The 18,678-nt window shown below is 72.5% G+C and carries 15 protein-coding genes and 1 pseudogene; 6 read left to right on the top strand and 10 right to left on the bottom strand.

The genetic code is table 11. The features are described from left to right. Nucleotides 1–471: pseudogene (locus tag AB0D10_RS31455) on the top strand (Na+/H+ antiporter); the annotation flags it as partial. Nucleotides 472–544: 73 nt separating this feature from the next. On the opposite strand, the gene AB0D10_RS31450 reads toward AB0D10_RS31455, so the two are convergent. Beyond that, on the bottom strand, nt 545–1,099 hold the full coding sequence (locus AB0D10_RS31450; protein WP_360262353.1) for a hypothetical protein: 555 nt from the start codon (nt 1,097–1,099) through the stop codon (nt 545–547). Nucleotides 1,100–1,185: 86 nt separating this feature from the next. Between AB0D10_RS31450 and AB0D10_RS31445 the strand changes: the two genes are divergently transcribed. Continuing rightward, entirely contained in the window at nt 1,186–2,190 is a 1,005-nt protein-coding gene (locus AB0D10_RS31445; protein ID WP_360262352.1) for a magnesium and cobalt transport protein CorA, read from the top strand. 42 nt (nt 2,191–2,232) lie between these two features. Here the strand turns inward: AB0D10_RS31445 and AB0D10_RS31440 are convergent, their stop codons facing one another. From AB0D10_RS31440 to AB0D10_RS31420, 5 genes are all read right to left on the bottom strand, one after another. Beyond that, on the bottom strand, nt 2,233–2,454 hold the full coding sequence (locus AB0D10_RS31440; RefSeq protein ID WP_360262351.1) for a response regulator: 222 nt from the start codon (nt 2,452–2,454) through the stop codon (nt 2,233–2,235). A gap of 71 nt (nt 2,455–2,525) precedes the next feature. Further along, complete coding sequence (pflA, locus tag AB0D10_RS31435; RefSeq protein ID WP_360262350.1) at nt 2,526–3,275, bottom strand: pyruvate formate-lyase-activating protein; 750 nt, start codon at nt 3,273–3,275, stop codon at nt 2,526–2,528. A gap of 84 nt (nt 3,276–3,359) precedes the next feature. After that, the gene (gene pflB / locus AB0D10_RS31430) at nt 3,360–5,624 is read right to left on the bottom strand and encodes a formate C-acetyltransferase (RefSeq protein ID WP_360262349.1); all 2,265 of its coding nucleotides are present in this window, start codon (nt 5,622–5,624) and stop codon (nt 3,360–3,362) included. Between the two features lie 12 nt (nt 5,625–5,636). Continuing rightward, nucleotides 5,637–8,303, bottom strand: coding sequence for a bifunctional acetaldehyde-CoA/alcohol dehydrogenase (adhE, locus tag AB0D10_RS31425; protein WP_360262348.1), 2,667 nt, complete (start codon nt 8,301–8,303; stop codon nt 5,637–5,639). Between the two features lie 180 nt (nt 8,304–8,483). After that, nucleotides 8,484–9,362 (bottom strand): universal stress protein, encoded by an 879-nt coding sequence (locus tag AB0D10_RS31420; RefSeq protein ID WP_360262347.1) that lies wholly within the window; start codon nt 9,360–9,362, stop codon nt 8,484–8,486. Between the two features lie 201 nt (nt 9,363–9,563). On the opposite strand from AB0D10_RS31420, the gene AB0D10_RS31415 reads away from it, so the two are divergent. Beyond that, nucleotides 9,564–11,261: a GAF domain-containing protein gene (locus AB0D10_RS31415; RefSeq protein WP_360262355.1), complete on the top strand. Its 1,698-nt coding sequence runs from the start codon at nt 9,564–9,566 to the stop codon at nt 11,259–11,261. Between the two features lie 57 nt (nt 11,262–11,318). On the opposite strand, the gene AB0D10_RS31410 is transcribed toward AB0D10_RS31415, so the two are convergent. The 4 genes from AB0D10_RS31410 to AB0D10_RS31395 all read right to left on the bottom strand — a co-directional run bounded on the left by AB0D10_RS31410 (nt 11,319) and on the right by AB0D10_RS31395 (nt 14,503). Further along, nucleotides 11,319–11,702: a pyridoxamine 5'-phosphate oxidase family protein gene (locus tag AB0D10_RS31410; RefSeq protein WP_360262346.1), complete on the bottom strand. Its 384-nt coding sequence runs from the start codon at nt 11,700–11,702 to the stop codon at nt 11,319–11,321. Nucleotides 11,703–11,802: 100 nt separating this feature from the next. Continuing rightward, nucleotides 11,803–12,504: a response regulator transcription factor gene (locus AB0D10_RS31405; RefSeq protein WP_360262345.1), complete on the bottom strand. Its 702-nt coding sequence runs from the start codon at nt 12,502–12,504 to the stop codon at nt 11,803–11,805. Nucleotides 12,505–12,923: 419 nt separating this feature from the next. Beyond that, a complete protein-coding gene (locus AB0D10_RS31400) occupies nt 12,924–13,571 on the bottom strand; it encodes a DUF3592 domain-containing protein (RefSeq protein ID WP_360262344.1) in 648 nt (215 codons plus the stop codon). 53 nt (nt 13,572–13,624) lie between these two features. Beyond that, nucleotides 13,625–14,503 carry a universal stress protein gene (locus AB0D10_RS31395; RefSeq protein ID WP_360262343.1) on the bottom strand — a complete coding sequence of 293 codons (879 nt, stop codon included), beginning with the start codon at nt 14,501–14,503 and terminating at the stop codon, nt 13,625–13,627. A 379-nt stretch (nt 14,504–14,882) separates the two neighbouring features. On the opposite strand from AB0D10_RS31395, the gene AB0D10_RS31390 reads away from it, so the two are divergent. From AB0D10_RS31390 to argF, 3 genes are read left to right on the top strand one after another with little or no spacing between them, the layout of a single operon-like run. After that, a complete protein-coding gene (locus AB0D10_RS31390) occupies nt 14,883–16,406 on the top strand; it encodes an amino acid permease (RefSeq protein ID WP_360262342.1) in 1,524 nt (507 codons plus the stop codon). 18 nt (nt 16,407–16,424) lie between these two features. Continuing rightward, nucleotides 16,425–17,648 (top strand): arginine deiminase, encoded by a 1,224-nt coding sequence (locus AB0D10_RS31385; RefSeq protein ID WP_360262341.1) that lies wholly within the window; start codon nt 16,425–16,427, stop codon nt 17,646–17,648. Between the two features lie 24 nt (nt 17,649–17,672). After that, the gene (gene argF, locus AB0D10_RS31380) at nt 17,673–18,677 is read left to right on the top strand and encodes an ornithine carbamoyltransferase (protein ID WP_360262340.1); all 1,005 of its coding nucleotides are present in this window, start codon (nt 17,673–17,675) and stop codon (nt 18,675–18,677) included. Nucleotide 18,678: the final 1 nt, after the last annotated feature.

Raw genomic sequence — 18,678 nt, 5'->3', positions numbered from 1 at the left:
CTGCTCGCCGACGACGGAACCAAGCTCACCGGACGGCCCCTGGTCCTGGTGCTCACCACCGCCGTCGTCGTGTTCACCCTCGTCGTCCAGGGCCTGACCCTCGCCGCCGTCGTCAACCGCTCCGGCCTCGCCCTCGAACCCGAGCACACCGCCCGCGAGGAGGACGACGCCCGCGACACCCTCAACCGCGCCGCCCTCGACCACGTCGACCACCTCACCGAACTGGAGGCCGTACCGGACACCGCCCTCGACCGGGTGCGTCGCGCCCTCACCGCCCGCCTCGACCGCACCCCGGAGGCCCCAGACGGCACCACCGCCGACGCCGCCTACCGCCAGCTGCGCCGCGAGGTCATCGCCGTCCAGAGCACCGAACTGCACCGCCTCTACGACGAGCACCGCATCAGCGACACCACCCGCCGCCGCCTCCAGCACGACCTCGACCGGGAGGAAGCCGCCCTCGGCACATCCTGAAGGCCGGCCCGGCCACTCGATGAGGTCGGCGGCCCGGGGAGGCGGCGGAGCCACCTCGCACCGAGCCGGAAGCTCAGCGGCCGGGGCGGGCACGGGGACGAGGTGCGCGAGCGCACCGGAGCACGAGGAGGTCGATCACCACGTTGCAGCCGACGAAGGTCAGCAGCCCAGCGGGGGAGTCGGCTTCGCCGCGGAGCTTGGGGGCGACCCACCCGGCCGGGTCCACCCGGACGGTGATCACGTCGTTGACCGTGAACCGGTGGGAGTCCGGCTCGAAGGCTCCGCCGGGAAGGGGAGCGCCGGTCTCCGCCGAGAGGACGGTGTACGTCCAGGTCTTGGAACCGTGGCTCGACCGTTCGACCTTCACGTCGACCACCTTGGCGGTCACGTTCCGGCCCGAACTCAGCACCAGATTGTCCCAGGCGTCGACCCCCGCCAGGTAGGCGATGAGCCCGACGAGGGCGATCAGAAATTCCCAACCGCCCAGTTCCTTCTCGAACCTGGGATTGCTGTCGGCATCGTGGAGCCGCACGAGCCCGCCGATCACCAGCACGGGATACAGGATCCCCAGGCAGACCGCGAGGACCGTGCTGACGTACACGTCCACCGCGATGACGCCGACGATCACGCCCGTCGAGACGCGCGTGCGTCTCGCCGTGCGGCACCCGGTAGGTTGGCGGGTCGTCGACGGTGGGTTCCGGAGGGTGGTGGGTGATGGTCTCGCGAGCGGTGGTGGACTGCGCGCTGTACGAGGACGGTCGGCGGCTGCCGGGGCCGGTCGATCCGTCGGACGTGCTGGAGCGGATCGGTGCGAAGGACGGCCGGTTCGTGTGGATCGGTTTGTTCGAGCCGACCGCGGAGCAGTTCGCCGAGATAGCGGCGGCGTTCGGGTTGCACCCGCTGGCGGAGGAGGACGCGGTTCGCGCGCACCAGCGGCCGAAGCTGGAGCGGTACGGGGACACGCTGTTCCTGGTGCTGAAGACGATCACCTACGTCGAGCACGAGAAGGTGACGGCGACGAGTGAGATCGTGGACACCGGGGAGATCATGGTGTTCGCGGGCCCGGGGTTCGCGATCGTGGTGCGGCACGGCAGTGCCAAGGCGTTGGCCGGGGTGCGCCGCGACCTGGAGGCCACACCGGAGCTGCTGGCGCTGGGGCCAGGGGCGGTGCTGCACGCGGTGGCGGACCACGTGGTGGACGGCTACCTGGAGGCGGCGGACTCCTTCGAGCGGGACGTGGAGGAGCTGGAGGCCGCGGTGTTCTCGGCCGAGCGGACCGACGACTCCGCGCGGATATACCAGCTCAAGCGCGAGCTGCTGGAGTTCAAGCGGGCGGTCTCGCCGCTGACGCTCCCGCTGCAGCGGTTGTCGGAGGGGCCGCTGCCGCAGGTGCCGGCCGAGATGGCCGCCTACCTGCGGGACGCGGCGGACCACCACACACAGGCGAAGGAGCGGATCCTGGCCCTGGACGAACTGGTGTCCAGCATCCTGGACGCGAGCATGGCCAGGTTGTCCATGCAGCAGAACACGGACATGCGCCGGATCAGCGCCTGGGCGGCGCTGGCGGCAGTGCCCACCATGGTGGCGGGTGTCTACGGCATGAACTTCGACTACATGCCGGAGCTGCACTGGAGGTTCGGCTACCCGGTGGCGGTGGCTTTCACCGTCGTCGTCTGCGTGTTCATCTTCCGGGCGTTCCGCCGCAACGACTGGCTGTGAGCCGTCGAGGACCCGAACCGTGACGCTCCGCGGCCGGCACACCTACACCTCGACTACTCGGCGGCACACCTCGACCCCGTCCGGATCGGGCAGGCCCAGGTCGAGCAGGACCACGTCCGGCTGCGGCGTGACGGCGAGGGCCGCCCGGCCCGTTTCCACGGTCTGCGCCGCGTACCCGGCCCGCTGCAGGCCCCTGACCGGCAGCCGGGCGATCCCCGCGTCGTCCTCGACCACCAGGACCCGTACTGCCGCCGTGTTGTGCATGGCCCCGAGCCTGGAAGGGCGTGCACAGGTCCGACCGCGATCCGGGACCTGCCGGGGTGCCCATCCGGGTTTCAGACGGTGTGCAGGCCCTGTGCGGTGAAGATCGCCCGGGCCTCCGTGATCTGCTCCGGCGAGGGCACCGGGGTGTCGGCGAGGGGGAAGTCGAGCCCGAGGGCGCGCCACTTGGCGGCGCCGAGTCTGTGGAAGGGCAGGACGTCGACCCGGGTGACGTTGCCGAGTGAGGCGGCGAAGGTGGCGATGCCCCCGATGTTCGAGGTGGGGTCGGTCAGGTTCGGCACGAGGACGAACCGCAGCCAGACCTCCTTGCCCAGGTCGGCCAGGCGGCGGGCGAAGTCGAGCGTGGGGCCGAGCCGCTGTCCCGTCAGGTGCCGGTAGAGGGCGCGGTCCCAGGACTTGATGTCGAGCAGGACGAGGTCGGTGTCGGCGAGCAGGGCGCCGTCGGCGCGGGCGCCGAGGAAGCCTGAGGTGTCCAACGCGGTGTGCAGTCCGAGTTCGTGCCTGAACCGGTGCAGCAGCTCGCCGGTGAGGGCGGGTTGGAGGAGCGGCTCGCCGCCGCTGACGGTGGCGCCGCCGCCGGAGGCACGGATGAAGTCGGTGTACTTGGCGGCCTCGCGCACGATCTCCTCGGCCGAGCGGGGGCGGCCGTGGCGCATGGAGCGGGTGTCGGGGTTGTGACAGTACAGGCAGCGCAGCGGGCAGCCGGCCAGGAAGGTGACGAAGCGGGTGCCGGGGCCGTCCACTCCGGTGGACAGGTCCCAGGAGTGCAGCATGCCGGTGACCGGTTGCGGGGCGGCGGCCATGGAGGTGTGCTCCTTCTGCGGGGCGGCGCGGTGCCGGCGCCGGTGGTCGGGGAGGGCGTCGGCACCGCGTGCGGGTGGGCGCTGCTACAGGGCGTCGTGGAAGGTACGGCCGATCACGTCGAGCTGCTGTTCGCGGGTGAGGCGGACGAAGTTGACCGCGTAGCCGCTGACCCGGATGGTCAGCTGGGGGTACTTCTCCGGGTGGTCCATGGCGTCGAGGAGGGTGTCCCGGTCGAGGACGTTGACGTTCATGTGGAAGCCGTGGCAGCTGGTGTAGCCGTCCAGCACCCCGACCAGGTTGCGCACCCGTTCCTCGGGGGTGCGGCCGAGCGCGTCCGGGGTGACGGTGTTGGTGAGTGAGATGCCGTCCTCGGCGTGCTCGTACGGGAGCTTCGCGACCGACAGCGCCGCGGCCACGTAGCCGTGGACGTCGCGCCCGTTCATCGGGTTGGCACCGGGTGAGAACGGCTCGCCCGCTCGCCGTCCGTCCGGGGTGTTGCCGGTCTTCTTGCCGTAGACCACGTTGGAGGTGATGGTCAGGACGGACTGGGTGTGCTCGGCGCCCCGATAGGCGGGGTGCTTGCGCACCTTCGCCATGAACTCCTCGACCAGCCGGACCGCGATCGCGTCCGCCCGGTCGTCGTTGTTGCCGTACGCCGGGTAGTCGCCGTCGACCAGGTAGTCGGTGACCAGGCCGGTCTCGTCCCGCACCGGGGTGACCTCGGCGTACTTGATGGCCGACAGCGAGTCGGCGGCGACCGCGAGGCCGGCGATCCCGCAGGCCATGGTGCGCCGGACGTCCCGGTCGTGCAGGGCCATTTCGAGCCGCTCGTAGGCGTACTTGTCGTGCATGTAGTGGATGACGTCGAGTGCGTGGACGTACGTCCCGGCGAGCCAGTCCAACTGCTCGTCGAAGCGGGCCGTCACCTCGTCGTAGTCGAGGACGTCCCCGCCGACGGGGGCTGTGGCCGGGCCGACCTGGAGGCCGGACCGCTCGTCCCGGCCGCCGTTGATCGCGTAGAGCAGGGTCTTGGCGAGGTTGACCCGGGCGCCGAAGAACTGCATCTGCTTTCCGACCTCCATCGCGGAGACGCAGCAGGCGATGGCGGTGTCGTCGCCGAAGCGGGGACGCGTCAGCTCGTCGGACTCGTACTGGACCGAGGAGGTGTCGATGGACACCCGGGCGCAGAACTCCTTGAAACCCCGCGGGAGCTGAGGGGACCAGAGGACCGTCATGTTCGGTTCGGGGGCCGGGCCCAGGTTGTAGAGGGTCTGCAGGTAGCGGAAGGAGGTGCGGGTGACGAGGGTGCGGCCGTCGGTGCCCATGCCGCCGATGGACTCGGTGACCCAGGTCGGGTCCCCGGAGAACAACTCGTCGTACTCGGGGGTGCGCAGGAAGCGGACGATCCGCAGCTTGATGACGAAGTCGTCCACCAGTTCCTGGGCCTGCTGTTCGTCGAGGAGCCCGGCCGCGAGGTCGCGCTGGAGGTAGACATCGAGGAAGGTCGAGGTGCGGCCGAGCGACATGGCCGCGCCGTTCTGCTCCTTGACCGCGGCCAGGTAGGCGAAGTAGAGCCACTGGACCGCCTCACGGGCGGTGGCGGCCGGGCCCGAGATGTCCTGCCCGTAGGCCGAGGCCATCTCCTTGAGCTCCTCCAGGGCCCGTACCTGTTCGGCGAGTTCCTCGCGCTGCCGGATGGTCTCCTCCAGCCGCGCCGGATCGGTGGGTGCGGCGTCCAGCCCGGCCTTCTCGGCTCGCTTGGCCGCGACCAGCCGGTCCACGCCGTAGAGGGGGACCCGGCGGTAGTCGCCGATGATCCGGCCGCGCCCGTAGGCGTCCGGAAGGCCGGTGATGACGCCGGCCTTGCGGGCCGCGAGGATCTCGGGCGTGTAGGCGTCGAACACGCCGTCGTTGTGGGTCCTGCGGTACCGGGTGAAGACCTTCTCCAGCTCCGGATCGACCGGGTAGCCGTAGGTCCGCAGCGCGCCCGCCACCATGCGCCAGCCGCCGTACGGCATGATCGCCCGCTTCAGCGGGGCGTCGGTCTGCAGGCCGACGATCAGCTCCCTCTCCCGGTCGATGTATCCGGGTGCGTGCGCGGTGATGCCGGCCGGGATGTCGTACGCGACGTCGTACACGCCTCTGGCGCGCTCCTCGGGGAAGAGGGCGGTGATCTGCCGCCACACCTCGGTGGTCCGCTCGGTCGGGCCGGCCAGGAAGGCGGCGTCGCCCTCGTACGGGGTGTAGTTGTGCTGGATGAAGTCGCGGACGTCGACGGTGTCCCGCCATGGTCCGTTCCGGAAGCCGTTCCAGGCGATGGCGGTCCGCTCGTGCTGCGAGGCGGTCATCTCCGTGTCCTCTCAGGCCTGGTCGCCGTAGTAGGCCCGGCGCATCAGCTGCTGCATGTCGGCGAGCATCGGCATCCGGGGGTTGGCGGGGGCGCACTGGTCCTCGTAGGCGTTCATGGCCTGCTGGGGGAGGGCCGCCAGGAAGGCGGCCTCGTCGACTCCGGCCGCCTTGAAGGAGCGCGGGATGCCGGCCCGGTCCCGCAGGTCCTCGACCGCCGCGGCGAGGGACTCGACGCCCTGTTCGGGGGTGTCGGCCGGCAGGCCGAGCATCCGGGCGATCGCCTGGTAGCGCTCGGGGGCGGTGTAGCTCCCGTACTTGGGCCAGCCGGTGACCTTGGCCGGGGCGGAGCCGTTCCAGCGGATCACGTGCGGCAGCAGCAGGGCGTTGGTGCGGCCGTGGGCGACGTGGAAGGTCGCACCGAGGGTGTGGGCCATGGCGTGGACGGCGCCGAGGAAGGCGGAGCCGAAGGCCATTCCGGCGATCGTGCCGGCGTTGTGCATCCGCTCGCGGGCGACGGGGTCGGCCGGCCCGTTCAGCACCGCGCGCTCCAGGTTGTCGAAGATCAGCCGGATGCCCTGGAGCGCGAGTCCGTCGGTGAAGTCGTTGGCGTAGACGGACACGTAGGTCTCGATGCAGTGGGTGAGCGCGTCGAAGCCGGTGTCCGCGGTCACGTGCTTCGGCAGGCCGGTGGTCAGCGCCGGGTCCACGATGGCCACGCTCGGGGTGAGCGCGTAGTCCGCGAGCGGGTACTTCTGGCCGGTGGCGGTGTCGGTGATCACCGCGAAGGGCGTGACCTCGCTCCCGGTGCCCGAGGTGGTCGGGATGCACACCAGCTTCGCCTTCTCACCGAGGTCGGGGAAGGTGAAGGCGCGCTTGCGGATGTCGAAGAACTTCTCCTTCAGGTCCGCGAACTCGACCTCCGGGTGCTCGTACATCAGCCACATCACCTTGGCCGCGTCCATCGGCGAGCCGCCGCCCAGTGCGACGATGGTGTCCGGCTCGAACTCGCGCATCAGGGCGGCGCCCTTGCGTACGGTGTCGATGCTCGGATTGGGCTCGACGTCGTCGACCACCCTCACCTCGACCGGGTCGTGGCGGCGGTCGAGCACGCCCCGGATCCGCTCCAGATGGCCGATGTCCACCATGGTCCGGTCGGTCACGACGACGATGCGGTGCGCACGGGGCATACTCGCCAGGTACTTGACCGAGTTGCGCTCGAAGAAGATCTTCGGCGGAACCTTGAACCACTGCATGTTGGTGTTGCGCCGCCCGATCCGCTTGATGTTGACGAGGTTCAGCGCCGAGACGTTCCCGGACACCGAGTTGTGCCCGTAGCTGCCGCAGCCCAGGGTCAGCGAGGGCGTGAAGGCGTTGTAGACGTCGCCGATGCCGCCCTGCGAGCTGGGCGCGTTCCAGATGATCCGGCAGGCCTTCACCGCGTGCCCGAACTCCTCGACGAACGCCGCGTCCTCGGTGTGCACCGCCGCCGAGTGCCCGAGACCGTCGAACTCCACCATCGCGGCGGCCAGTTCGACGCCCTCCGCGCGGGAGCGGGCGGTGAGTACGGCCAGGACCGGGCAGAGCTTCTCCCGGGTCAGCGGCTCCGAGGGCCCGACCCGCTCGCAGTCGACGAGGATCACCGAGGTGTCGGCCGGCACCTCGAAGCCCGCCGCCTGCGCGACCTGCGTCGCCGAGCGGCCCACCACCTCGGCGTTCAACCGGTCGCCGGCGCACGCCGTCCCCTCCCCGGCCCCGAACAGGTACCGCTCCAGCAGCACCTTCTCGTCGGCGCTCGCGTGGTGCGCCTTGAGCGTCCGGAACTCGGCGAGTGCCGCCTCCCGGATCTCCGCGTCCAGGACGACGGCCTGCTCGGAGGCGCAGATCATGCCGTTGTCGAAGGACTTCGACAGCACGATGTCGTTCACCGCCCGCTTCAGGTCCGCGCTCCTCTCCACGTACGCGGGGACGTTGCCCGCGCCGACGCCCAGCGCCGGCTTGCCGCAGGAGTACGCCGCCCGCACCATCGCGTTGCCGCCGGTGGCCAGGACGGTGGCGACGTCCGGATGGTTCATCAGGGCGTGGGTGGCATCCATCGACGGTTCCGCGATCCACTGGATGCAGTGCTCCGGGGCGCCGGCCGCGACCGCCGCGTCCCGTACGATCCGGGCCGCCTCGGCCGAGCAGCGCTGGGCCGACGGGTGGAAGGCGAACACGATCGGGTTGCGGGTCTTGAGCGCGAGCAGGCACTTGAAGATCGTGGTGGAGGTCGGATTGGTCACCGGGGTGACGCCGGCGACCACCCCGACCGGCTCGGCGATCTCCACGATGCCGTCGATCTCGTCGCGGCGCACCACCCCGACCGTCCTGGTCCGGGCCATCACGTGGGTGACGTTCTCGCACGCGAAGACGTTCTTCACCGCCTTGTCCTCGAAGACCCCGCGCCCGGTCTCCTCCACGGCCAGCACGGCGAGCCCGGTGTGCTCGGCCAGCGCTGCCAGCGAGGCCTTCCTGACGATGTGATCGACCTGTTCCTGGGTGAACGAGGCGTACTCCTGCAGGGCCTCCAGGGCGGAGGCGACCAGTGCGTCGACGGCGGTGGGCGGCTGGGGCGTGAGGCTGGGAAGGCTGTTGCTCGCGGGGGGAGCCGCCTTCGACTCGTGTTGCGGGCGACGTGCCATGGTGGACCACTCTCTCCGGATCTCGTCCGAGCTCGGGGCGCCGGGCGGGTGCCGTGCGCCTTCTCCTCAAGGGTTCCTCGCGCGGCGCGCCCGGGGGATCCGACCAATGGGACCCGCTTGCGGCCGAAGGTCCCGGGCCCGGCGCGCGGTTGGTCCCGAGGCCGGGGCCCGGCGGACGGTTCAGTCGTGCGGTACGACGGCGACCGGGCCGTGGGCGTGGTGGAGCACCGACTGGGCCACCGGCCCCAGCCGCGGTCCGACCACCGGATGCCTGGGAGCGCGCCGGCCGAGGACGACCAGCGAGGCGGTGCGGGACGCCTCCACGAGCATCCTGCTCGCGCTCCAGGCGCACACCTCGACCTCGGTGCGGACCTTGGGGAACGTGTCCTGCCAGCGCGTCAGGGCGTCCTGCAACCGCACCTGTTCGGCGACGGCCAGGGACTCCCCGATCTCCCGCTGCTCCACCGGCGCCGCCGTCGTGTACGGGCCTCGGAAGGTGTCCCGGCTCTCCATCACCTTCAGGGCGGCGCCGGTGCCGGCCGCGTGCCGGAACGCGAAGGCGAGCACCGCGTCGCACGGCCGGTCGCCCTCGACGCCCACGACGACGGGTCCGGGCTCCGCAGCCGGTCCGGCGGTCCCGGTTCCTGCGTCCGATCCGGCGCGGACCAGCACCACCGGGCAGTGCGCGTGGGCGGCGGCGCGCAACCCGACCGAACCGACCAGGAGGTCGGCGAATCCGCCCAGTCCGCGCGAGCCCAGTACCAGAACCGCGGCCCGCCGGGCGGTGGCGGCCAGCGCGTAGGCCGGGTTCCCGGGGATGGTCTCGCAGGAGACCGTCAGGCCGGGCAGTTCGGCCGCGATCCGGTCCCGGATCGCGGCCACCGGGCCCGGCAGCGCACTGCCGCCGCCGAGGTCGCGGTCGAGCGCGTCCACCTCGCCGCCGGCGACGAGGACCATCCGCAGCGCGAGCCCGTTCCGGCGGGCCTCCCGGGCGGCCCACTCGGCCGCCGCCGCGCTTTCTGCCGAGCCGTCGATCCCCACCACCACGCTGTGCGACATCGTTCTGACCTCCCCGGTCGGTGGAGGACCGCGACACCCGTAGGCGCGGTCCCGTTCGACGACCAGAATCCCGTTGTGCCGGTGGCCGGCCACAGGGGTCGAGCAGCCCCACCTCGGTGCCGAAGGTCCCGGGATCCGGCGGCCTCTGCGAGAATCGGCCGCGACTTCGGCGATGAGGAGGGGCCCTTGAGCGGCGAGACGATGCGGTCACGGATGCCGCAACTGCGGCTGGACGAGCTGTTGGAGGAGCTCCAGTCGCGGATCGACGCGGCCCGGGGCACCCGGGACCGGGTGCACAGCCTGCTGGAGGCGGTGCTGTCGGTCGGCCGGGAGCTGGACCTGACACAGGTGCTGCGGCGGATCGTGGAGGCCGCCGCCGTCCTGGTCGACGCGCGGTACGCGGCGCTCGGCGTGATCGGGCCGGACGGGGAGACGCTGTCGCAGTTCCTCACGGTGGGCCTGTCGGAGGAGGAGATCGCCCGGATCGGCCCCTACCCGACCGGCCGGGGCTTGCTGGGGGAACTGATCCACCGTCCGGCGCCGCTGCAACTGGCCGATCTCTCCTCGCATCCGTCGTCGGTGGGCTGCCCGGCGCACCACCCGGTGATGCGGACCTTCCTGGGCGTGCCGGTGCGCGTGCGCGAGGAGGTCTTCGGCAACCTCTACCTGACCGACAAACGGGGCGGCGAGGAGTTCGACGCCGAGGACGAGGCGGTGATCTCCACCCTGGCCGTGGCCGCAGGGGTGGCGATCGACAACGCCCGGCTGTACGAGGAGGCCCAGCGCCAGCAGCGCTGGCTGAGCGCGAGCGCCGAGATCACCCGCGCCCTGCTGTCCGGCGGATCCCGGTCCGAGGTGATCGGGCTGATCGCGCAGCGGGCGAGGGAGATCACCGGCGCCGAGCTGGCCGACGTCTCCGTGCCGGTGGCCGGTACCGACACGGTCCGCGTGGAGCTGGCGCTGGGCGGGGACGTGGACGGCCGGGCGGGCCTGGTGGTTCCTCTGGAAGGGTCGCTGTCGGGGACGGCCTGCGCCTCCGGGGTGTCGGTGACCACCGCGGATCTGGCCGGTGATCCTCGGCTGTCCGCCGAGCCGCGCCGGTTCGCCGGGCTCGGACCGGCGGTCGCGGTCCCACTGGGCCGGGCGGAGGGACAGATCGACGGTGTGCTGCTGCTGGCCAGGGAGGTCGGCCGGCCCGAGTTCACCGACCGGGAGATCGGCCCGCTGCTGGGCTTCGCCGACCAGGCCGCGCTGGCCCTGGAGCTGGCGGAACGCCGCCGCGACGTCGAGCAGTTGGCGATGCTGGAGGACCGTGACCGGATCGCGCGAGACCTGCACGACCTGGCCATCCAGCGACTGTTCGCGACGGGGATGACGCTGCAGAGCGCGGCCCGGGTCATCGACCATCCCGGCGCCTCCGACCGGGTGCTGCGCGCGGTGGGGGACCTGGACGAGACCATCAAGATCATCAGGTCGACGATCTTCGGTCTGAGGGCGCGGGAGGAGAAGGGCGGCCACGGCCTGCGGTCGCGCGTGGTGCGGGTGGCCGAGGAGGCGCAGGCGGCGCTCGGGTTCCCGCCCAGGCTGAGCATGGAGGGCCTGCTCGACACGGACGTGCCCGCGGAGGTGGCCGACCACGTGGTGGCGGTCCTGGGAGAGGCGCTGAGCAACGCGGCCCGGCACGCGCGGGCCGGGCGGGTCGAGGTGGTACTGCAGGCGACCGGGTCGCGGGTGGTGCTCACGGTGCAGGACGACGGGGTGGGCATCCCGGAACAGGGGCGGCGCAGCGGGCTGCGCAATCTCGCGGAGCGGGCCGAGACCCTGGGGGGCGCCTTCGAGCTGGTCTCTCCGGAGGCCGGCGGCACCAGGTTGTTTTGGTCGGCGCCCCTGGGACACTGACCCGGCCTCGCACACCGCGTCCGTCGTGCCGGCCGGATGCCGGAGGCGGCGCTCGGGTCAGCGTCGGACCACGTGGTTCGGAGCGAACAGGCGGCCGCTCACCAGTTCCGGAAGGATGCGGACGGTGACCGTCTCGGCCGGCCCGGTCGGCGTCCGGTCGGGCGTGACGTCGGCGCGGCCGAGGACCGTCACGCTCCAGCCGGCGCCGTCCGCCGCGTCGAGTTCTCCGGCCTCGAAGGCCACCAGTGCGCCGGAGACCGCCCGGACCAGCTCGGACTCGGCGGCGGTGCTCAGCAGTACGCTTCCGTCGGCCCCGAGCCGGTAGCGGGCGGGACGGACGGCGGGCAGGGCGCCGACGGTGTAGACGACCCGGCCGACCGAGAGGCCGGCGAGGAGCCGTCGGCACTCTCGCCCGTCCAGCGGCGTGGTGTCAGGTGTCATGGCATCGATGGTGTCGCCGCATCGGGCGCTGGGGGAGGGGCCGTTGGTCCCCGGCGAGGATGCCGACCGGACCTGGTCGGGGTCTCCCGGGGCGGCCGGTTCAGCGGCCGGGCCGGCCGGTCGGCTGCCCGTGGGGGGCCAGGGTCTGGGTGGCGATCAGGGCGGCCTGGACGCGCCGTTCCACGCCGAGTTTGGCCAGCAGACGGGAGATGTGGTTCTTGACGGTCTTCTCGGCGAGATAGAGCCGCTGACCGATCTGGCGGTTGGTGAGCCCCTCGCCGACCAGGGCGAGGACCTCCCGCTCCCGTTCGGTGAGCTGGGGCAGGTCGGAGCGCTGCTCGGTGACGGCGTCGCCACGCAGGCGGGCCATCAGTCGGGTGGCGGCGCCGGGGTCGAGCATCGACTGGCCGGAGGCGACCGTGCGCACGGCGGAGACCAGGTCGGTTCCGCTGATCTGCTTGAGGACGTAGCCGGCGGCCCCGGCCATGATGGCGTCCAGGAGGGCCTCCTCGTCGTCGAACGAGGTGAGGATCAGACAGGCCAGTTCGGGCATGCGGGAGCGCAGTTCGCGGCAGACCGTCACGCCGTCGCCGTCCGGCAGCCGCATGTCGAGGACGGCGACGTCGGGGCGGAGCGCGGGGACCCGGGTGAGGGCCTGCTCGACCGTGGCGGCCTCGCCGATCACCTGGAGGTCCGGCTCGGCATCCAGCAGGTCGTGCACGCCACGGCGGACCACCTCGTGGTCGTCCAGCAGGAACACCTTCACCGAGCCGTTCGTCCCAGCCGCCGGACTCTCCGTCATCACCGCTCCAACCCCGTTGGCCCGCCCCGGTGGCAGGCTGTGTGAAACCTACGCGAAGTCTGGCGTGACCGGGGGCGGTTTCGACAGGGCCGTCCGGCCCTGTTTCGTCCGGGACTCCCGAGACGGGGCGAGGGCGGGCGAGCGGGCGAGCGGGCGAAGCGAGGAGCGCGGGACTCGGTGCGTCACACGGCGGTCTCCTCGGGCACCGAGGGGGTCAGGGCGCTCCGCGGGGTGACCGGCGGAACCGGCAGACGCCGCGGCGTGGGGAAGCCGGCCGGCCCGTGGCCGACACGCAGCAGCATCCGCGGCGCACGCGGCGACGACCGCTCGCGCGATGTCACCGGTGGTACCGGGTTGGTCTGGCACGGTCTTCCTTTCGGGGGCGGAACCGGTTGGGGGAGCCGTGGTGTCCGGTCCGGTCAGCCGTGGTGGTGGCCGCGCGAGGCACGGCCGCTCCACACGGGCTCCAACCGGGCCCAGGACCGAGTCCACGCCCGGTCGGCCCGACGGTCGAGGGCGCTCAGCCGTACGCAGAGCCCGGCGGAGGCGAGAACGCTGAGCAGGCCGAAGAGGAGCAGGCCCAGGCACACGGCGTCGAACACGAGGTCTGCGGTGCTCCGGGGTGCGGCGGCCGGGCGGCCGTTCCGGTCGACCCGGATCGCGACGGTGGCGCCGGGCCCGGCGGTCCGCGGGACGTCGATGCTGCCGGTGTTGCGCTGGTCGCCGGGGTAGGTCCAGGCCGCGTCGGCGCGGTAGACGGTCTTCCCTCCGACGACGGTGGCCTCCGCCTTCCGGACGGAGCCCTGCACCGAGGCTTCGACGCGGTGCAGGCGGGCGGCCGTGGCCGCGGCCTGCCGCTGGCCGGCGGTGACATGGCTGACGGCGGCCCCGGCGACGAGGAGTGCCGCGAGCGCGATCCCGAGGGCGGTGAGCACCACCGCCCGGCTCCGGGCCCGGTCGAGAGCGCGGCCGAGCGGGTTGCGCTCCCGGCCGAGAGCCCGGCGCAGATGGCCGCACGGAGGTGCGGGCGGGCTGTCGGGCCGGGCGGGGCGGTGGGTGCTGGACACGGTGGTGCTCCTTGTCGCTGCTCAGGTGGGCGATGGTGAGGGGTGCGCACGGCTCACGGGTGGGGGACCACGACGACCGGGGCGGCGCAGTGGTGCAGAACGGCGTGGGCCACCGGGCCGAGGCGTGGCCCCAGGTGGTGACGGGTTTCCCGCCGGCCGACGACGACGAGCTCGGCACGGGTGGAGGCCTCCAGCAGGGCCCGGGCTCCGCCGCCGAGGCGGATGTCCTCGACGGTGTCGACACCGGGGTGCTTCGCCCTCAGGTCGGCGAGGACCGGGGAGACCAGGGCCGCTTCGGTGGCCTCCTGCTCCACCGGGTCCACCAGGGGCGGCACCAGACCCCCGTAGGCCCAGGTGGGCACCAGGTCCCACCCGTGCACGACGCGCAGCCGGCAGCCGCGCAGCTCCGCCTCGGCGGCGGCGAACTCGACGACGGCGTCGCCGGGTTCACGGCCGTCGAGACCGACCAGCACCTCCCGGGTCGCCTCGACGGCCGCGGGCCGCTCGGCGGGTGCCTGTCCGAATCGGACCAGCACCGTCGGGACGGTCGCGCCCGCTGCCACCGCGAGCCCCACCGAACCGACCAGGAGGCCGGCGAACCCGCCGAGCCCGCGGGACCCGAGGACCAGCAGCTCCTGCCCCTTCGCCGCGGCGATCAGCCCGTCGACCGGATCGTCCGAGGCCACCGCGGCCTCCACCGGCAGATCCGGGTGGTCGTGCCGGATCCGGTCGCCGATCCCGCGAAGCGCGTCCAAGGCCCTCGGCCGCAGGTCACCGGGCCGTGCGACGTCCTCGTTCCCGGCGTCGAGCCACGGCCAGGCGTGCAGCAGCCGGAGCGTGCAGCCCCGGCGGCGGGCCTCCGCGGCCGCCCACAGGGCCGCGGCCTCGCTCTGCGGCGATCCGTCGATTCCGGTCAGGACACAGCGCGTCATGGTGGTTTCCCCCTCGTGGGATCACGGCATCGGCCCGGACGCCTGGCGCCCGGCATGCCGTCGAATCTCCCGTCCGGGCACCGGGCGGGAGAAGGGACCGAAGGGACCGGCCGCTGGGCCGGTGGTCCCGGTCGCGAGAGCGGCGGGCCGTGCGCCTGGGTGCGGTACCTCCTGGTGTCGACCGCGGCGGGTCGGGGCCGGGCCCCGCTGGTCCCGGTCCGGGCCGGGACCACCGGGCGGGCGGACCGGGACCACGGGCACGGGGGACAGGGACCGTCGGCCCCTGGGACGGAGCCGCCCGGCGGACCGAGGATCTTCCTCGGCGAGCGGTGGGCAGGACCCCCGCCCCGGACTTCCACTCTGACCGAGGAGCACCCTCATGTCCGCACCCGACCACCCGGATCCGCCGGCCGCCGCGGCCCGGGGGCAACGGAGAACCGACACACGTTTCGGGCTGCCCGCCGCGACCGCGCTGGTCGTCGGCAGCATCATCGGGACCGGGGTGTTCGCCCTGCCGTCCGCGCTCGCTCCCTACGGGCCGATCGCCCTGGTGGCGTTCGTCGCCGTGACCGTCGGCGCCCTCGCACTGGCGGTGGTGTTCGGGCGGCTGTCCGAGCGGGTACCGGGCAGCGGCGGTCCGTACGTCTACGCCCGGGAGGCCTTCGGCGAGTTCGCCGGATTCTTGACCGCCTGGTCCTACTGGATCACCGCCTGGGCGGGCAACGCGGCCATCGCGGTGGCCTGGGTCGGCTACGTCGAGGTGTTCGTGAACAAGGGCCACCACACCTGGGCGTCGATCACGATCGCGCTGGCCGGGCTCTGGCTGCCCGCGGCCGTCAACCTGACGGGCGTGCGGAACATCGGCGCGTTCCAGGTGGTCACCACCGTTCTCAAGTTCCTGCCGTTGGGTTTCATGGCGACCGCCGGACTGCTGTTCGTCAAGTCCGGCAACTTCGGGGCGTTCAACGCGAGCGGGGGGTCGGCCATCGGCGCGATCTCGGCGGCGGGCGCCATCGCTCTCTTCAGCTACATCGGCCTGGAGACCGCCTCGGTCGCCGCCGGCCGGGTCCGGGACCCGAAGCGCAACGTGCCCCGGGCGACCGTCTACGGCACGCTGGCCTGCGCCGTGATCTACCTGCTCGGCACCCTGGCCGTCTTCGGCACCGTCCCGCACGGCCGACTCGTCGGCTCCACCGCACCGTTCACCGACGCCTTCAACACCATCGCCGGCGGCACCTGGGCCGGGAACCTGGTCGCCGCAGCCGCGATCGTCTCCGGCCTCGGGGCACTCAACGGCTGGACGCTGATCTGCGCCGAGATGCCGCTCGCGGCGGCCCGGGACGGACTGTTCCCGTCCGCCTTCGCCAAGGTCCGGGGACACGGCCGGGTGCCCGTCTTCGGCATCGTGTCGGCCACCCTGCTCGCGTCGCTGCTCACCGTGGTCAGCTACACGCAGTTCACCAAGGTCTTCACCGAGATCGTGCTGCTGAGCGTGCTGACCGCCGTCATCCCCTACCTGGTGTCCGCGGCCGCCCAGCTGCTCTGGCTGGTGCAGCGCGGCCGCGCCGAACTCGACCGGCGACGGCTGGCCCGGGGCGTCACCGTGACCGTCCTCGCCCTGGTGTTCTCCTACTGGTCGATCCAGGGCAGCGGCTACCAGACCGTCTACTACGGCCTGTTCACCATCCTGCTCGGCGTCCCGGTCTACATCTGGCTCAAGCGGGAGCCCAGCGGGAACGCCACGGCCCCGGCAGCGCCCTCCGGCCCCGGCACGGCCGACCCCGCGCGGCCGCCGGCCGACACGTCCGCCCCCGCACCGGTGGCCCACCCTGCCCGCACGGCCCACTCCGTCGGCCTGCCGACGATCATCCTCCGCGCGCTGCGCCCGCGGCACCAGCACTGAGAACAAGGAGCACCATCGATGAGCACCCTGCGTGTCGATTCCGAAGCCGGCCGCCTGCGCCAGGTCATCCTGCACCGCCCCGGCCTCGAACTCGCCCGGCTCACCCCCCGCAACGTCGACGATCTGCTGTTCGACGACATCCTGTGGGCCAAGCGGGCCCGCGAGGAGCACGACGCCTTCGCCCAGGTGCTGCGCGACCACGGAGTCCGCGTCCACCACTACGCCGACCTGCTCGGCGAGACCCTCGCCCTGCCACCGGCCCGGGCCTGGCTGCTCGGACAGATCGTCACCGAGGCCACCGTCGGGCCCGCCCTGGTCGACCCGGTCCGGGCACTGTGCGAGGACCTCGACGGCCCGACCCTCGCCGAGTACCTGATCGGCGGCGTCCTCAAGGACGACCTGCCGCTGAAGAGCCCGCACAGCCTGGTCTGGAGCGCGCTGGGGGAGCAGGACTTCGCCCTGCCGCCGCTTCCCAACCACCTCTTCCCGCGCGACAACTCCGCCTGGATCGGCGGGCGTTACAGCCTCAATCCGATGGCTCGCCCGGCCCGTCGCCGGGAGACCCTGCACACCGCGGCGATCTACCGCTTCCACCCGCTGTTCGCCGAGACGGCGCCCCCGCTGCTGGACGGCACCGTCCAGACCCCGGGCACCACCCTGGAAGGCGGCGACGTCCACGTCCTCGCCGAGGGCGTCGTGATGGTCGGGATGGGTGAGCGCACCACCGCGCAGGCCGTGGAACAGCTGGCCCAGCAGCTGTTCCTGACCGGCACCGCGCACCGGTTGATCGCCGTCCGGCTGCCGGAGAGCCGGGCGTTCATGCACCTGGACACCGTCCTGACGATGATCGACCGGGACGCCTTCGCCGTGTACCCGGGCCTCGCCGACCGGCTGCGCTCCTGGACCCTGACGCCGGCCCCCGAGCGCCCGGCCGGCTTCGACGTCCGCCCCGACACCGACCTCGCCGCCTCACTCGCCGAGGCCCTCGGCCTGGACAAGGTGCGCTTCCTCTCCGCTGCGCAGGACATGCGCGCCGCCGAGCGCGAACAGTGGGACGACGGCAGCAACTTCCTCGCCCTCGAACCCGGCGTCGTCGTCGGCTACGAGCGCAACACCACCACCAACACCCACCTGCGCAAGCAGGGCATCGAGATCGTCACCATCGCCGGATCCGAGCTCGGCCGGGGCCGCGGCGGCCCGCGCTGCATGAGCTGCCCCATCCAGCGCGACCCCGCCAACTGACCGCCCCCACAAGGAGAAGCCGCCATGACCATGGACCTGCACGGCCGCCACTACCTGAACGAGCTCGACTTCACCGCCGCCGAGATCCACCACCTGCTCGACCTCGCCGCCGAGCTGAAGGCCGCGAAGCGGGCCGGCACCGAGACGCCCCGGCTCACCGGCCGCCGCCTCGCCCTGATCTTCGAGAAGAACTCCACCCGCACCCGCTGCGCCTTCGAGGTTGCCGCCGCCGACCAGGGCGCCACCACCACCTTCCTCGGCCCGGACAGCTCCCACATCGGCCACAAGGAGAGTGTCGCCGACACCGCCCGCGTCCTCGGCCGGATGTACGACGCCATCCAGTACCGCGGCTTCGACCAGGGGACCGTCACCGAACTCGCCCGCCGCGCCGGAGTGCCGGTCTACAACGGTCTCACCGACGCCTGCCACCCCACCCAGAGCCTGTGCGACGTCTTCACGATGCGCGAGCACAGCGGCCGGCCGCTGGAGGAGATCTCCTTCTGCTACCTCGGCGACGCCCGCAACAACACCGCCAACTCGCTGATGGCGATGGGAAGCCTGCTCGGCATGGACGTCCGGATCGCCGCGCCGCGCGCACTGTGGCCCGAGCCGGAGCGCGTCGCCGCGTGCCGGGCGCTTGCGCCGGACACCGGGGCCCGGCTGACCGTCACCGAGGACGTGACCGAGGCCGTGCGCGGCGCCGACTACCTCTACACCGACGTGTGGGTGTCGATGGGCGAGGACCACGACCACTGGCCCGACCGGATCGCGCAGCTGCTGCCGTACCAGGTCAACGCCAAGATCCTCGCCGCCACCGGCAACCCGGACACGGCCTTCCTGCACTGCCTGCCGGCCCTGCACGACACCCGCACCGACCTCGGCGCCGAACTCGCCGCCCGGCACGGACTGGAGGGGCTCGAAGTCACCGACGAGGTCTTCGAGTCGCCGGCCTCGCTGGTGTTCGACCAGGCCGAGAACCGCATGCACACCATCAAGGCGATCCTGGTCGCCACCCTGGGGAGGGACTGAC

Source organism: Kitasatospora sp. NPDC048545, from assembly GCF_040651155.1.
In the GTDB taxonomy this organism is placed as follows: Bacteria; Actinomycetota; Actinomycetes; order Streptomycetales; family Streptomycetaceae; genus Kitasatospora.
Note: the sequence above shows the minus strand (reverse complement) of the source record. Positions and strands in the feature narration are given on the sequence as shown.

Coding starts and splice junctions, on each gene's coding strand:
- AB0D10_RS31445 (WP_360262352.1), top strand. CDS start 1,186: ATGGTCTCGCGAGCGGTGGTGGACTGCGCGCTGTACGAGGACGGTCGG.
- AB0D10_RS31440 (WP_360262351.1), bottom strand. CDS start 2,454: ATGCACAACACGGCGGCAGTACGGGTCCTGGTGGTCGAGGACGACGCG.
- pflA (WP_360262350.1), bottom strand. CDS start 3,275: ATGGCCGCCGCCCCGCAACCGGTCACCGGCATGCTGCACTCCTGGGAC.
- pflB (WP_360262349.1), bottom strand. CDS start 5,624: ATGACCGCCTCGCAGCACGAGCGGACCGCCATCGCCTGGAACGGCTTC.
- adhE (WP_360262348.1), bottom strand. CDS start 8,303: ATGGCACGTCGCCCGCAACACGAGTCGAAGGCGGCTCCCCCCGCGAGC.
- AB0D10_RS31420 (WP_360262347.1), bottom strand. CDS start 9,362: ATGTCGCACAGCGTGGTGGTGGGGATCGACGGCTCGGCAGAAAGCGCG.
- AB0D10_RS31415 (WP_360262355.1), top strand. CDS start 9,564: ATGCGGTCACGGATGCCGCAACTGCGGCTGGACGAGCTGTTGGAGGAG.
- AB0D10_RS31410 (WP_360262346.1), bottom strand. CDS start 11,702: ATGACACCTGACACCACGCCGCTGGACGGGCGAGAGTGCCGACGGCTC.
- AB0D10_RS31405 (WP_360262345.1), bottom strand. CDS start 12,504: ATGACGGAGAGTCCGGCGGCTGGGACGAACGGCTCGGTGAAGGTGTTC.
- AB0D10_RS31395 (WP_360262343.1), bottom strand. CDS start 14,503: ATGACGCGCTGTGTCCTGACCGGAATCGACGGATCGCCGCAGAGCGAG.
- AB0D10_RS31390 (WP_360262342.1), top strand. CDS start 14,883: ATGTCCGCACCCGACCACCCGGATCCGCCGGCCGCCGCGGCCCGGGGG.
- AB0D10_RS31385 (WP_360262341.1), top strand. CDS start 16,425: ATGAGCACCCTGCGTGTCGATTCCGAAGCCGGCCGCCTGCGCCAGGTC.
- argF (WP_360262340.1), top strand. CDS start 17,673: ATGACCATGGACCTGCACGGCCGCCACTACCTGAACGAGCTCGACTTC.